The sequence below is a fragment of the Roseovarius sp. A-2 genome (assembly GCF_002072155.1).
Taxonomy (GTDB): Bacteria; Pseudomonadota; Alphaproteobacteria; order Rhodobacterales; family Rhodobacteraceae; genus Roseovarius.
The window spans coordinates 149,712-163,911 of sequence record NZ_BDIY01000007.1; the positions used below are offsets into that span (position 1 = coordinate 149,712).

The window sequence follows — 14,200 nt, forward strand, 5'->3', positions numbered from 1 at the left end:
GCAGTGGTCGGCGCCGTAAAGCGCTCCCCACGACCCGAGTAGCGCCCCCCCGCGGACGGGCGCTGCGCGGCAGGCAGGCGGTGTGCGAAACGGCGCGTCACTTCAACGCCTCCAGCTTAACGGGGTCAAAGTCGGGACCGGGGATCAGGTCGACGCCTTCCTTGGACATACGCACCTCGACGCCAGCTTCAACAAGTTCTGCCTTCAGGCGGTCAAGTTCCGAAAAATCCTTCGACACCATGGCCGCCATGCGTTCTGTCGCAACGCGTTCGGTGAATTGGCTCAATACTGGTGCGTATTTCTTCTCGCTATCTTTTGCCCACAGTCCGATGTCGTCCGTGAGCAGACCTAGTAACTCGGCAGTGGACTTTAGTTTCAATGCGAGTTCGAATCTTCCCTCTGCGGGTCTAGGATAGTTCACATCACCGTCCGCTCTTTGCCGTTCAGCTTTCAACGAAGCCTCTAGACGTTTGGCAAGGCTTGCTACGTTATCGATTGCTGGTTTCGTATTCAGATCTTCCGCCAAATTGATAACGACACTTTCATCAACTGCATCTCGTGATGTACTAATTGGACCGACCTCGTCGAGAAGCGCACGCCAATGTGCCAATTTCACGCGCGCCTCCCGCGACTTCTCTGCCGTCCAGTCCATCGGCTTGCGGTAATGCGTCGAGAGAAACACAAACCGGATCACCTCCCCCGGTATCCCCTGATCCAGCAAATCCCGCACCGTAAAGAAATTGCCCAAGGATTTGGACATCTTCTTGCCCTCGACCTGCAACATCTCGTTATGCAGCCAGTAGCGCGCGAACTCCCCCTCAGGATGTGCGCAGCAGCTTTGGGCGATCTCGTTCTCGTGGTGCGGGAACATCAGATCGTTGCCGCCGCCGTGGATGTCGAAAGTATGCGGATGCTCCCGTGCCTCGGGCGAAAGTTTGGCCTCTACGTCCTCCCATAGCAGCTTCTCCGCCATCGCCGAGCATTCGATATGCCAGCCGGGCCGCCCTCGCCCCCACGGGCTGTCCCAGCCCGGCTGCCCCTCATCCGACGCCTTCCAAAGCACGAAATCCATCGGGTTGCGCTTATAGGGTGCCACCTCGACCCGCGCGCCCGCGATCATGTCATCGACCGTGCGCCCCGATAGCTTGCCATAGCCCTCGCGCCACGAATCCACGGCAAAGAGCACATGGCCTTCCGCCTCATAGGCATGACCCTTGGCAATCAAATCCTCGATCATCGCCACCATCTGCGGGATATACTGCGTCGCGCGCGGCATGTGGTCAGGCTCCAAAGCGCCCAGTTCCGCCATGTCATCCAGAAACCACTGCGTCGTCTCCGCCGTGATCTCGCCAATCGCGCGCCCGCTCTCCGCCGCGCGCGCGTTGATCTTGTCATCCACGTCGGTGAAGTTGCGCACATAGGTGACATGCTCCGGCCCATAGACATGGCGCAACAGCCGATACAGCACGTCGAACACCACCACGGGCCGCGCATTGCCCAGATGCGCCCGGTCGTAGACCGTCGGCCCACAGACATACATCCGCACATTCTCGGGATCGAGAGGCGCGAACACCTCCTTCTTGCGGGTGCGGGTGTTGTGCAGCTTGATCGTCGTCATTTTCGCCTCATGCGCCTGTCCTGCGCGGGCTTAGCAACTTCGCGCCGCCTTGAAAACACGCAAAAGCCGCGCCGTTCAGCCGCGCAGCGCGGGCAGACAGACGTGCCGCCCACTGCCTGTCACCTCCACCGCGACCGGCAGGCCATAGACCCGGCTCAGCGCCGCACCGCTCAGAACGGTCCCGGCGGCCCCCTGCGCGATGATCCGACCGTCGCTCATCAGCACCACATCGGCCCCGAGCGCGAAGGCCTGATCGGGGTCATGCGTCGACAGGATCACCCCCTGCCCGGCCGCACCCGCCAGCCCCGCGATCTGCGCCAGAACCTGTGCCTGATTGCCGAAATCGAGGCTTGCGGTTGGCTCGTCCATCACGATCAGCGGGGCCGCCTGCGCCAAAGCCCGCGCGATCAGCACCAGCTGCCGCTGCCCGCCCGACAGGCGCGAATAGTCGCGCGATGCCAGATCGCCGATCCCCAGCCGGTCGAGTGCGGCCTGCGCCGCGTCCCGGTCCGCCGCCCCCGGCTGCGCGAAGGGCCCCAACCGCGCGGTGCGCCCCATCATCACCACCTCCAGCGTCTCGAAGGGAAAGGGCGGCGCATGGGCCTGCGGCACATAGGCGATGCGGCGCGCAATCTCGGTGCGCCTCAGCCGTGTAATCGGTTCGCCCCCAAGCAGAACCTCGCCCGAGAGCGGCGGCAGGAGGCCCAGAAGCGTGCGGAACAGCGTGGTCTTGCCGCAGCCATTCGGCCCAAGCAGACAGGTAACGCGCCCCGGTGCCACCGTGAGCGACAGCCGCGCCCCCACCGTCTCGCGTCCGTAACCGATGCTCAGATCTCGCGCCTCGAGCCTCATGACCAGCCGCGCCGCCCGCGCGCCAGCAGCCAGACGAAAAAGGGCGCGCCGATGACCGCTGTGAGGATGCCCAAGGGCACCTCGATCGCCGCGATGCTGCGCGCGGCGGTATCCACGACCAACAGATAGCCCGCGCCAATCAGCACCGAGGTGGGCAGCAGACGACCGAAACCCGGCCCCACCAGCATCCGCGCGATATGCGGGATGACAAGGCCAACCCAGCCCACGACCCCGGCCAGCGCCGTCACGCTCGCGGTGATCAGCGTGGCCGCAGCGATCACCAGAAACCGCGTGCGCCCCGCCTCGACGCCAAGCGCGCGCGCCTCCTCATCCCCCAGCGACAGCACATTGATCCGCCACCGCAGCAGCGCCAGCGGCACGAGGCCGAGGATCACCGCAGGCAGCGCGGGCCCGATATCCGCCGAGGTGACCGAGGCCAGCGAGCCCAGAAGCCAAAAGGTGATCGCGGGCAATTGGTCATAGGGATCGGCCAGCACCTTCAACAACGAGGTCGCCGCCCCGGCCAATGCCCCGATCACCACGCCGATCAGCACCAGCGTCAGCGTGCGGTCGGTATTGCGCACCAGCCCCGCCACCAAGGTGACGACCCCCACCGCCGCCATGCCGCCCGCAAAGGCCGCGCCCTGAATCGCCGCCACCGGCAACGACAAAAAGATGCCTGCCACGGCCCCCAACCCTGCCCCGGCAGAGACCCCAAGGATGTCCGGTGACACCAGGGGATTGCGAAAAAGCGCCTGATAGCTCGCCCCCGCCGCCGCCAGTGCCGCCCCCACCAGCAGCGCCGCGCCGATCCGCGGCAGGCGGATGTTCCATACAACTATTTGCGCCTGCGCCTCGCCGCGCCCCATCAGCGCCGCCAGAACCTCGCCGGGCGACAGGCCATAGGGCCCGATCATCAGCGCGAGGAAACACAGCGCCAGCACGCCCGCGCAAAGCCCCGTGGTCAGGCTCAGGCCGAGCGGCAGCACGCTTATCCGGGCGGTCGTCCCTCGGCCCATTCCAGCACCTCCTGCAGCGCCGGATCGTCGAGGCGCACGTGGTAATAAAGCTCATAAAACTCCCGCGTCTCGGCCCGCAGATCACCCCGCCAGCGATCGGGGTAGAGCAACCCCGCCATCCAGATGAGCCCCATGATACGGTTGAGCGAGGGCGGCCGGTCGATCCAACCGAAAGGGGCTGTGGGGGCGAGATGGACGCGCCCCTCACGCACCGCCTCGATCCCCTGCCAGAGCGGATCGTCGAAGACGGAGGCAAAGAAATTGCGATCCCACGTCACGATGATCTCGGGGTTGGCGACGATCACCTGCTCCATCGAGGCGCGCACCAATCCCCGCGTGGCACCCCCGTCATCGGCCACGTTGCGCCCACCTGCGCGCTCGATGATCTCGGTGTTGATCGAGCCTTTCATCCCCGTTTCCAGCCCCTCGGGGCCGCGCGCAAGGTAGACGCGCGGGCGCGCCACTTCAGGTACGTCGGCCAGGATCGCGTCGATCCGGGCAAAGACCCCCTCCACGTGGCTCGCCAACCGCTCCGCCCGCTCCGGCACGCCGAGGATATCGCCCATCAGCCGTAGCGCGGTGGGCGTATTTTCGAATCGTCCGTCGATCAGCACATAAGGAATGTCGGTCTGCGCCTGCGTACGGTCCGCGAGATCGACATAAGTGTCGCGCACCGAGCCGAAATCGAAGATCAGATCGGGCGCGATCTGCAACACCCGCTCCAGATTGGCCTCGCCGCCGCGCCCGGTGAGCCGCCCGGTCTCGGGCAGGTCGCGGTAAGGCGCTGCCAGATACGGGCGCTCATAGTCATGCGGCGCGCGCGGCCAGCCGGTCATCGCCTCGGGCTTGAGAATGTAGAGCAGGATCGACGCAGGCGGACCGGCGGCAAAGACCCGTTCGACCCGCTCCGGCACCTCGACCACGCGCCCCGCGCTATCGGTCACCTCGCGCGCCATGACCGGCCATGACATCATCAGGAGAAGAAATAATATCAACCTCATACAAGATATACCTCATCTGCCCGCCGGTTTCGCCGGGGCCTTGGGGGTGAATTCGCAACGGTCGGGCTTGATGTCGATCAGCGGCGTGCCGTCGAGACAATCGAGCCCGCGCACCACCAGCGCCCCCGGCTCCACCGACACCAGCCGCACCTGCGAGGTGCCGATGGGGTTGGGCCGCTGCGGCGAGCGGAGCGCGAAGGTGCCGAAATAGCGGGTGCCATCGCCTTTGGGGTTCTGCCGCACGAGATCACGGCGCGCGCGATCGAGCCAGTAGAGGATTTCCAGATGCGCATAGGCCCCGACCCCCTCCAGGGCGGCGTGCCAGGGCTCGAAAATCTCGATCCGGCAATCGGAGCCGTCGAGCCGCCCCTGTCGCGGGCAATCCTCGCGACGGGCCCAGGGGGTGCGGATGCGCCCGATGAAATAAAGCTGCGCGTCGCTGGCGTCCGGCAGATCCGTGAGCCGCTCGCCCGCGCGTAACCGTGCCTCCATCCCGTGCCCCCCTTGCCTGGTTCCCTAGATGTACCCCGCCACGCGAATATCGCAAGGGGCGCGTGGTCAGCCTAGCGTAGACAGCTTCGCACGATCCGGCGAGACACGATAGGTCAGTGCCGCGTCGTCGCGCGTGGCATGGGCATCGGCACTGGCCTGCAAGACGCCGTGATGGGACGATTTCACGCAGACCGGATCGGTCGCATCCGGATCACCGAGGATCGCCATCGCCTGACAACGACAACCGCCAAAGTCGATTTCCTTGCGCTCGCAGCTCCGGCAAGGCTCCTGCATCCAGTCGGTGCCGCGATAGGCATTGAACGCCGCGCCCTTGTACCAGATGTCATACAGGGGCCGCTCGCTCACGTTGTCAAAGCTCAGATGCGGGATGCTTTGGGCCGCGTGGCAGGGCAAAACCTGCCCGTCGGGAATGACGTTGAGGCCGCTGCTGCCCCAGCCGCCCATGCAGCGTTTGGGCAGGTCCTCGTGATAATCGGCGGGCACATAGTCGATCACCAGCCGCCCCTTGAGGCGCGCCCGCGCCTCGGCCACCAGCCGTGTCGCCTCGTGCGCCTGTTCGCGCGTCGGCATCAACGCATCGCGATTCTCCAGCGCCCAGCCGTGAAATTGCACCGTCGCCACCTCGATCCGGCGCGCGCCTATTTCCTCGGCCATCTCGATGGCGCGTGGCAATTGATGCAGGTTGCGCCGGTGCAGCACGGCGTTCAGCGTCAGCGGAAAGCCGATCGCACCGATCCACTCGGCCACCTGCATCTTGCGGGCAAAGCCGCCGCGATAGCCGCCGATCTCGTCGGCCATGGCCGGATCGGTGCCTTGCAATGACAGCTGCACATGATCGAGCCCGGCAGCGTCCAGGTCCTTCAACCGACGCTCGGTCAGGCCAATGCCCGAGGTGATCAGATTGGTGTAAAGCCCCGCCTCGCGCGCTCCGGCAACGAGGTCTGTCAGATCGCGGCGCGACGCGGGCTCACCCCCCGACAGGTGCAGTTGCAACACCCCCAGATCAGCCGCCTGCCGGAACACGTCCACCCATGTCGCCGTATCCAACTCACGCTCCTGCCGGGTCAGTTCCAGCGGATTCGAACAATAGGGGCATGAGAGCGGACAGCGATGCGTCAACTCGGCCAGCATGGCTATGGGTGGATTGACCTTGATCATGCAGTCACGTCCAGAAACCGACGGTCGCGCAATGCGGACAGAAACCCGGCGCTGTCCTCGACGATCTGCTCGAGCGGCGCCTCGTATTTCGCGGCCAGCATCTGCGTGATCTCTCCGAAACTGCGCCGCCCGTCCACCTCGGACAGGATCGCATGCCCGACCGCATCAAGCGTCAGCGCACGCTCGGGTGCCAGCAGCACCCAGGTTTCGCGCACCCGGTCGAAATGCAGCCGCACACCGCGCGGCAGGGCGGGGATGTCGGCAGGTTTCATCACGACGCCCTCTGCATAATCAGCCCCTCACCCGGCTGCCACGCGCCGGGCGGGATGCACGCGGGTGCCACATAGGCCGCGTAAAGCGCATCCAGCTGCGCCCATAGCACATCGGTCTTGAAGATCAGCGCGGCGGCGGCGGCCTCCTGTTTTTCGCCGGTGTCGGCGTGGTCCAGCACCCATTGCAACCCGAATGCCACGTCCTTGGGTGCCTCTTTCAACCGATTGCGGAAATAGGACAGCGAACTGTCATCGGCGAACTCGTAATTTTGCAACAGCCCTTCGATGCGCTGCGCGTGGATCTTGGGCGCGAAAAGCTCGGTCAGCGAGGCGGCGACCGCCTCCAGCAGGGTCTTATCGCGCACGAAGCGCACATAGGCATCGACGGCAAACCGCGTGGCGGGCAACACGCCATTGGTCGAGGCCACGTAATCGGGGTCGAGCCCCACCGCCTCGGCCAGCCGAAGCCAGCGGCGAATGCCGCCCTCGTTGGTGTCGGTGCCGTCGTGATCCTCGATCCGCGACCGCCAGATGCGCCGCAGGTCCGGGTCCTCGACCCGGCTCATGAAGGCCGCGTCCTTCATCGGGATCGAATGCTGATAGTAATACCGGTTGATCACCCAGGCCCGCACCTGATCGGGGGTGCAGTCCCCCCCGTGCAACATTCCGTGAAACGGATGCCGGTCGTGATAGCGCTCCGCCCCGATCTGCCGCAGGCGTGCCTCGAATTCCTCTTTCGACGGGGTCATGCCGTGATCTCCATTCCATCCTGACCGATGATCCATCCCGCCGTCTCGGCCTCGGCGCGCTCACTCGATCCGGGGCGCAGGACGGGGTTGGTGTTGTTCATGTGCACAAAAACCTTCTGCCCGATGGTACGCCCGGCAAAGGCGGCGATCGAGCCGTCCGCCCCGCTCATCGACATATGCCCCATGCGCTTGCCGGTCTTCTCGCCCAGTCCCGCGCGCTGCATCTCATCGTCGCGCCACAGCGTGCCGTCGAAAAACACCGTATCCGCGCCGTCCAGCCGCTCGGCCAGCGTGTCGCTCAGCCTCGCGCAGCCCGGAATGTAATAAACCCGCGTCTCGCCCGCGCACAATTCCACCCCAACGGTCTGCTCACCGATCAGATCGGTCTGCACCTCGCCCGCTTCCAGATAGAGCGGCACCTTGCCCGGCACGGCGAACAGCGTCGCGCGCAGACCCGGCACCAGTTCGAACGGCGTATCCAGCGCAATCGCCGCCCGGTCCACGACCGACCGGTTCAGCGCATCGAAAATCGGGTTGGCGTCCAGCACCGCGTGAATGCCCGGCGTCGCGTAGAGGGTAAAGGCCTGCATTTCGCGCAGCGTTAACAGCCCCGCCACATGATCAATATCACCATTCGTGATCAAGACAGACCGCAGCGGCAGCTCGCGCAGCCCGTTTGGATGGAGAGACGGGGCACGCGCGAACTGCTCCCTGATATCAGGAGAAGCGTTCAGGATCGCCCAACTGACGCCATCGGCCGTCACGGCCAGCGATGACTGTGTTTGAGCAGGAATGTCCCCCGCTCGCGCGAGATTACAATTCGGGCACCCGCAATTCCATTGCGGCAGGCCGCCACCGGCAGCCGCCCCGAGTATGCGCGCGCGGAAGGTCATGTCGTCGCGCGCACCCTCGTATTCAGAACAGCACTTCGCGGTCGTCTTCGAATTCCGGGCCGTACATGTTGATTTCCATGCCGCACTCGATTTCGCGGAGCGTGGGTTTGGTCCATGCCATGACAGGGGTCCTCCTCATTGGTATGTCCTTATGACAGTGCCAGACTGCCAGATCACTGGTACTCGGGCTACCCTTATTTTTTTAAGAGATATGCCGACTTTGGTCGGCATCAAGGGGGGGCGATGCGGGGGGGAATGCCCTCAACGCAAAACCCCTTGCTGCGTCTGGACCTAATCTCGAATCCAAAATCACCGGCAGACAGCTTGCGCCGCAGATACCCGCTATAGACATCTGAACCGCCCTGGTTTTCCCGGAGCGGTTCAATCAGGCACAGGGTAAGGATTGCTTCTCCTGCACAAACAGACCGCCACCAGCGCCGGCATCCACAAGGCGACCGTGGTGATTGACGAAAACCCCGCCCCGATGGCTGCGGAGTCGGGCTTTTCCGAGGCGATGGCCCCGCTCGATTTCGAACTGCGCGTGCGCGTGAACCAGTATTCCAACGTCCGTGTCATCGCCGAAACCGACGATGGACTGCACATGACCGGGCGCTTTGACAAGGCGTCGGGCGGCTGTTCGGCCCTCGCCGCGAGGCTCAGAGCATGGTGCGCCACGCCAACTATTCCGGGTTGTAGCGCGACCAGATCACCCAGCTTTTCATCCCCGCCCCTTTCATCGACCATATGGAGGTCTGGCAGGGCAACGACATGCTCTTTACCAAGGATGGCGGCATCTCGATCTCGGAAAACCCGGTCTTCCGATTTTCATATGACGACAACGGATCGACCGACCTGCGCGTGATGGCCACCGATACCGAGGGCGACCGGTTCGAGAGGGTGCTGCCCAAGGGGGCGGATAGCCGATCGCGGCCGTCCGCTGCCTTAACGCCCCTCGAACTGCGCCGGGCGTTTTTCGAGAAACGCCATGACGCCCTCCTGAAAGTCGCGGCTCTGGCCGCAGGCACCTTGCAGCTTGGCCTCAAGATCAAGTTGTTGATCCATAGTGTTATCCCAGGTGCCCCGGATCGCCTGCTTGACGGCGCGATACGTCTGTGTCGGACCCTTGGCCAGATGCGCGGCGCGCGCCTGCCAATGTGCCTCGAAGCCCTCGTCGCTGACGCATTCCCAGATCATCCCCCAATCGCTGGCCTGCCGGGCGCTGATCGGCTCGGCAAATAGGGCGGCTCCCATCGCCTTGGCCATGCCCATTTGACGCGGCAGCGCCCATGTACCGCCCGCATCCGGCATCAGGCCGATCCGCGTAAAGGCTTGTAGGAAATAGGACGCCTCTGTCGCGATCACCACATCCGCCGAGAGCGCCAGGTTGGCCCCTGCCCCCGCCGCAGGCCCGTTGACCGCGCTGATCGTCGGCACCGGGCAGTCGGTGATCGCGCGCAGCATCGGCACGTATTCCTCGCGCAGCACGCGCTCCAGATCGAGGGTCGCGGCATTGCCGCCGTCGCTGAGATCCTGACCGGAGCAGAACGCCTTGCCCTTGCCGGTGAGCACCACGACGCGTGCCGCGCGTCCGGCATGGGTCATCGCATCGGTGATCTCGGCGCGCATCTGGGTATTGAGCGCGTTCATCTTGTCGGCCCGGTCGAGGCAAAGGACGGCAACGCCCTCGATGATCTCAAGCGTGATGGTCTGGTAATCTTTCACGGGAATCGGCCCTCCTGACATGGTCTCGGGGATCAAACCCTATCGTTGCCCCCGGGCCAAGGGCAACGGCGCGTCAGTCGTCGAGAATCTCGCGCAGGCGGCGCTCTTCTGCCTCGCTCAGACGGGCGACCGCGCGTTCGGGTGTTTGCGCCCGGCCGCGCAGGTATATCCCTGCCATCAGCAGGCCCGCGCCCAGCATGATCGGCCCAGCCATCCACAACAGCAGGTTGGAGCCGCCGGTGCGCGGCTTGAGCAGCACGTATTCGCCGTAACGGTCGACGACGAAATCGACGACCTCCTCGTTGGTGTCCCCCACCACCAGCCGCTCGCGCACCAGAAGGCGCAGGTCGCGGGCCAGTTCGGCGTTGGAATCGTCAATGCTTTCGTTGCGACAGACCAGACAGCGCAGGCCCGCCGAGATATCGCGCGCGCGATCCTCCAGCACCGGATTGTCGAGAATCTCGTCCGGTTGCACCGCAAACGCCGGGGCCGTGATCACACAGAGTACAAGGAACAGGCGTTTCATTCCGCGGGCACCCCTTGCGGCAGCTTGCGCGCCCCGGCGGCAACCCGGTAGCGGCGGTCGCTGAGCGACAGGAATCCGCCAAGCGCCATCAGGATCGAACCACCCCAGATCCAGTTCGCCAGCGGTTTGTAATAGCTGCGCACGGCCCATCCTCCGCCCTCCTGCGGATCGCCGATCACCACGTAGATGTCGCGCAGGAACGCGTTATCGAGCGCCGCCTCGGTCGTAGGCATCTGCGCCACCGGATAGACGCGCTTTTCGGGCTGCATCTCGGCGATCTCGCGGCCGTTTTGGCTGAGGGTAAAGGTGGCCTTGGTGGCCACGTAATTCGGACCCTGCTCCTGATGCACCTCGTCGAGGCGCAGCCCGTAGCCCGCAATCTCGAAATCCTGTCCGACCTGAAGCACCCGGATATCCTCGGCCTCCCAGGCCATCATCGCGGCGACCCCGGCCATGGTCACGCCCAGACCGCCATGCGCCACCGCCTTGCCCCAGTCAGCGCGTGGCAGACGGGTCAGGCGCGCCAGCCGCCCGGTGCCGCGCCCGGTGCGTGCCCAGATATCGACGGCAGACCCCGCAACCAGCCAGGCCCCCAGAAACAGACCCATGGGCCCGAGCGCCGAGCGCCCGGACTGCATCGCCCAAGCCAGCGCCCCGATGGCCACGGCCAACGCGAAGGCGGGGATCAGCTGACGCACGATCCGGCCCACCGTCGCGCGCTTCCATGCCAGCATCGCCCCGACCGGAAGAACCAGGCCCAGAGCCACCATGAACGGGGTGAATGCGGCGTTGAAGAATGGCGCGCCGACCGAGAGTTTTCGGTCGAACGCCATCTCGGCGATCAGCGGCCACATCGTGCCGATGAACACGACGAAACAGGCCACCGCCAGCAGGATATTGTTGAGCACCAGCACCGATTCCCGGCTGACCATGCTGAACACGCCCCGCGCCTGCATGACATTGGCGCGTGCCGCGAACAGCGTGAGCGCCCCCATCATGAAGGCCGCGGTGATGCCCAGCAGGAACACGCCGCGCTCGGGGTCGGTGGCGAAGGCATGTACGCTTGTCAGCACGCCCGAGCGGGTGATGAAGGCACCGATCATAGAAAACCCGAAGGCGATGATCGCCAGCAGGATGGTCCAGCTTTTCAAGGATTCACGCTTTTCCACCACGATGGCGGAATGCAGCAGGGCGGCGGCAATCAGCCAGGGCATGAAGCTGGCATTTTCGACCGGGTCCCAGAACCAGAAGCCGCCCCAACCCAATTCATAATAAGCCCACCAGGACCCAAGGCCGATACCGATGGTCAGGAATATCCACGCCGCCAGCGTGTAGGGCCGCACCCAACGGCCCCAGGCCGCATCGACCCGCCCCTCGATCAGGGCGGCCACCGCAAAGGAGAAGGTCATCGAAAGCCCGACATAACCGAGATAGAGGAACGGCGGGTGAAACGCGAGGCCCGGATCCTGTAGCAGCGGGTTGAGATCCTGCCCGTTGAATGGCGGTGTCCCCATCCGCAAAAACGGGTTGGAGGTGAGCAGGATGAAGGCGAAGAACGCGGCCCCGATCATCGCCTGCACGCTCAGCACCCGCGCCTTGAGCGAGGGCGGCAGGTTCGCGCCGAACCACGCCACCGCCCCGCCAAAGAGCGTGACGATCAGCACCCAAAGCAGCATCGAGCCCTCGTGATTGCCCCACACGCCGGTGATCTTGTAGAGCATCGGCTTGTCGGTATGGCTGTTCAGCGTGACAAGCCGCAACGAGAAATCCGAGGTGACAAAGGCCCATGTGAGCGCCGCAAAAGACGCCGCCGTCAGCAGGAATTGTATCGTCGCCGCAGGTTCGGCAAAGGCCATCCACCCTGGCCAGCGTTTATGCGCGCCGATCAGAGGGATGACCGCCTGCGCGCAGGCGACGAGAAAAGCCAGGATAAGGGCGAAGTGACCGAGTTCTGTAATCATGCGTCAGAGATAACGCAGGCTCGCCCCCGCGCCAATCGTAATCGGCGCAGGGCGCGGTTCACATTGTCGCGGGCGAGTTCATCCTTTCGCGCGCCATTCCTCCAGCGCCGGATTGCCTGAGGGGTTGAGCACGTGCAGCGCGATATCGGCATTGGAGCCGGGGTCGGCGGCACCGGGGCTGTCCGCGCGCAAGGCACGCAGGTGCGCCACGCTCTCCACCACCTGCGGCGCGCGCGCCAGCGTGGCGGCGATGGAGCGCTGAAAGTCCTGCCCCTTCACCTGATAGCGCGCGCCGAAATAGAAACTGACGATCGCGCCCAACAGCCACCAGAGCGGATCGGGCACCAGCGCCAGCCCCGCCATCCGCTCGCCGAACCACAGGGGGTCGACCATCGCCGCGATGAAAAGCGCCAGGGTGCCGAGTGCCAGGGCCGGGCGCGGAACGCGGTTCATGCCGTCGATGATCCGGTCGAACAGCCCGCGCCCGGTGTCCCGAAACTCCGCCGCCATCTGGTCGAGCGCGGCGCGCTGCGTCTCGAACCGGCGCTGATCGGCGGCCTCGGCGTTGACGCGAAATACCTCGGCAGTGTCGCGCACCACGTTGCCACCGGCACCAAACAATGCCCGCAGGATATCCATCACCATGCCGCCACCCTTTCCTGAAATGCCCGATCGCCAAGGTGAAAGCGCGGCGCAATGAACTCTTCGGCGCGGCGAATCCAGCCGCCTTTGCCGCCCGAGCGCGTCCGCGCGAACTTGCGGCTCGTGGGGCGGGCATCGGCCAGGGCAAAGTAATAATTGCGCCGCGCGATCCCATAGGCATCGGCGATGTGATCCGGGGCCGCATGTGCCGCGCGCGCCGCCGCGGCCTGCGTCTGCGGTCCGATGATTCCGTCCACATCCACCGCCTCGCCCATTTCGCGCAGCAGACGTTGCAGGATCTTCACCGCGTTGGCACCGGCATTGACATACATGTCAAAGACGCTGGCGCGCAGCGCCTCAGGCAGACCCGCGATACCGGGCCGACGATAGAAATGATCGATAAAGATGGCCACCGCCTGCCCCCGGCTGAGCCCCCTCACATCGCCGACATCCACGTCGCCATCGCGGTCGAGATCAAGCCCCAGCCGCCGCATCGTGTGGATCGTCACCCCGAAATTGGTGGCCCCGCCGGGATCGTCAGGGTCGTTCACGAAGCCGCCCTCGCGCGCGACGATCTCTTCGGCTATCTGTTCAATGCTTTGCATCCGCCTGCCCTATTTTCTCGCGTGAAACATCGCCGACAAGGATCAGGTCATAGGGGTTAACGAGCCGAAAGCGCCGCGCGCGGTCGTCTTGCCGACCCGTTTTTTTATCGTGGCGTTCCTTCGGCAAACGCCGAGTACATAAAGGTTGCACCGTTCTGCATTGTGCAACCCCGAATTGATTCGCGGTATTGCTTTGGTAAACCGTTGCGAAAACAAGCGCCTACCTGTCAATATAACTTTACTTCACGTAAGGTCACTTTTGTGTTATTCTTCTCTTGGTTGCATTTCACAAAATTTCGACGACCTGCAGCCATTCATTGTTTATAGCTTATGGAGGATAATATGGCCCAAAGAGATACCCCCGATCTTACCCACCTGAGCGGTCGCGACCTTGAGAAAGTCGCGGAGGCGCTTGCCGGTGGGCCTGTCCGTACTCTGCTCGCCAACAAGGAAGCAATTTCGGCGATGAGCATGGAAGACGTCAACAAGTTCGCCGAACTGGCCGCCGCCGGGCGTGCCAACTGCGGTGGCATCGGTTGCGGTTAACCCGGATAATTCACGACACCTGTATGATCGGCCGTGAGACCATGTTTTGCGCGAGGGTGCCATGACGAGCTCGAGCGTGATCTGCGTCCGGGTTAACGGCGGACGGCAATGTCCTCTGGGGCT

Annotated in this window: 16 protein-coding genes and 1 pseudogene; 2 read left to right on the forward strand and 15 right to left on the reverse strand. The window is 64.4% G+C overall.

What is annotated here, in order from left to right:
* Positions 1–97 precede the first annotated feature (97 nt).
* The 10 genes from cysS to pqqA all read right to left on the reverse strand — a co-directional run bounded on the left by cysS (position 98) and on the right by pqqA (position 8,196).
* Positions 98–1,618, reverse strand: a complete 1,521-nt coding sequence (gene cysS, locus BHD06_RS10805; protein WP_080457027.1) for a cysteine--tRNA ligase — start codon at positions 1,616–1,618, stop codon at positions 98–100.
* Positions 1,619–1,693: 75 nt separating this feature from the next.
* Positions 1,694–2,470, reverse strand: a complete 777-nt coding sequence (locus BHD06_RS10810; protein WP_080457028.1) for an ABC transporter ATP-binding protein — start codon at positions 2,468–2,470, stop codon at positions 1,694–1,696.
* Complete coding sequence (locus BHD06_RS10815) at positions 2,467–3,489, reverse strand: iron ABC transporter permease (RefSeq protein ID WP_080457029.1); 1,023 nt, start codon at positions 3,487–3,489, stop codon at positions 2,467–2,469. The genes BHD06_RS10810 and BHD06_RS10815 overlap by 4 nt, the downstream gene beginning before the upstream one ends.
* Complete coding sequence (locus tag BHD06_RS10820) at positions 3,462–4,490, reverse strand: iron ABC transporter substrate-binding protein (RefSeq protein WP_080457030.1); 1,029 nt, start codon at positions 4,488–4,490, stop codon at positions 3,462–3,464. The genes BHD06_RS10815 and BHD06_RS10820 overlap by 28 nt, the downstream gene beginning before the upstream one ends.
* Before the next feature lie 12 nt (positions 4,491–4,502).
* Entirely contained in the window at positions 4,503–4,982 is a 480-nt protein-coding gene (gene tsaA, locus BHD06_RS10825; RefSeq protein WP_080457031.1) for a tRNA (N6-threonylcarbamoyladenosine(37)-N6)-methyltransferase TrmO, read from the reverse strand.
* Between the two features lie 66 nt (positions 4,983–5,048).
* Positions 5,049–6,161, reverse strand: coding sequence for a pyrroloquinoline quinone biosynthesis protein PqqE (pqqE, locus tag BHD06_RS10830; protein ID WP_176214332.1), 1,113 nt, complete (start codon positions 6,159–6,161; stop codon positions 5,049–5,051).
* Positions 6,158–6,433: a pyrroloquinoline quinone biosynthesis peptide chaperone PqqD gene (gene pqqD / locus BHD06_RS10835; protein ID WP_080457032.1), complete on the reverse strand. Its 276-nt coding sequence runs from the start codon at positions 6,431–6,433 to the stop codon at positions 6,158–6,160. Before pqqD ends, pqqE begins: the two co-directional genes overlap by 4 nt.
* Entirely contained in the window at positions 6,433–7,182 is a 750-nt protein-coding gene (pqqC, locus tag BHD06_RS10840; protein WP_080457033.1) for a pyrroloquinoline-quinone synthase PqqC, read from the reverse strand. Before pqqC ends, pqqD begins: the two co-directional genes overlap by 1 nt.
* Positions 7,179–8,075 carry a pyrroloquinoline quinone biosynthesis protein PqqB gene (gene pqqB / locus BHD06_RS10845; protein ID WP_080457034.1) on the reverse strand — a complete coding sequence of 299 codons (897 nt, stop codon included), beginning with the start codon at positions 8,073–8,075 and terminating at the stop codon, positions 7,179–7,181. The genes pqqC and pqqB overlap by 4 nt, the downstream gene beginning before the upstream one ends.
* Positions 8,076–8,097: 22 nt before the next feature.
* Entirely contained in the window at positions 8,098–8,196 is a 99-nt protein-coding gene (pqqA, locus tag BHD06_RS10850; RefSeq protein ID WP_050662718.1) for a pyrroloquinoline quinone precursor peptide PqqA, read from the reverse strand.
* A 297-nt stretch (positions 8,197–8,493) separates the two neighbouring features.
* On the opposite strand from pqqA, the pseudogene BHD06_RS10855 reads away from it, so the two are divergent.
* Positions 8,494–8,990, forward strand: a pseudogene (locus BHD06_RS10855) (thiosulfate oxidation carrier complex protein SoxZ); the annotation flags it as partial.
* A gap of 27 nt (positions 8,991–9,017) precedes the next feature.
* Here BHD06_RS10855 and BHD06_RS10860 read toward each other — a convergent pair.
* The 5 genes from BHD06_RS10860 to BHD06_RS10880 form a co-directional block, all read right to left on the reverse strand.
* On the reverse strand, positions 9,018–9,797 hold the full coding sequence (locus BHD06_RS10860; protein WP_254892386.1) for an enoyl-CoA hydratase-related protein: 780 nt from the start codon (positions 9,795–9,797) through the stop codon (positions 9,018–9,020).
* A gap of 73 nt (positions 9,798–9,870) precedes the next feature.
* Positions 9,871–10,323, reverse strand: coding sequence for a cytochrome c-type biogenesis protein (locus BHD06_RS10865; RefSeq protein ID WP_080457036.1), 453 nt, complete (start codon positions 10,321–10,323; stop codon positions 9,871–9,873).
* Positions 10,320–12,284 carry a heme lyase CcmF/NrfE family subunit gene (locus tag BHD06_RS10870; RefSeq protein WP_080457037.1) on the reverse strand — a complete coding sequence of 655 codons (1,965 nt, stop codon included), beginning with the start codon at positions 12,282–12,284 and terminating at the stop codon, positions 10,320–10,322. The genes BHD06_RS10865 and BHD06_RS10870 overlap by 4 nt, the downstream gene beginning before the upstream one ends.
* A 78-nt stretch (positions 12,285–12,362) precedes the next feature.
* Entirely contained in the window at positions 12,363–12,929 is a 567-nt protein-coding gene (locus tag BHD06_RS10875; protein WP_080457038.1) for a holin family protein, read from the reverse strand.
* Positions 12,923–13,531 carry a holin-associated N-acetylmuramidase gene (locus BHD06_RS10880; protein WP_080457039.1) on the reverse strand — a complete coding sequence of 203 codons (609 nt, stop codon included), beginning with the start codon at positions 13,529–13,531 and terminating at the stop codon, positions 12,923–12,925. The genes BHD06_RS10875 and BHD06_RS10880 overlap by 7 nt, the downstream gene beginning before the upstream one ends.
* 342 nt (positions 13,532–13,873) lie before the next feature.
* Between BHD06_RS10880 and BHD06_RS10885 the strand changes: the two genes are divergently transcribed.
* Positions 13,874–14,077 (forward strand): hypothetical protein, encoded by a 204-nt coding sequence (locus BHD06_RS10885; protein ID WP_080457040.1) that lies wholly within the window; start codon positions 13,874–13,876, stop codon positions 14,075–14,077.
* The last annotated feature ends 123 nt before the right edge of the window (positions 14,078–14,200 follow it).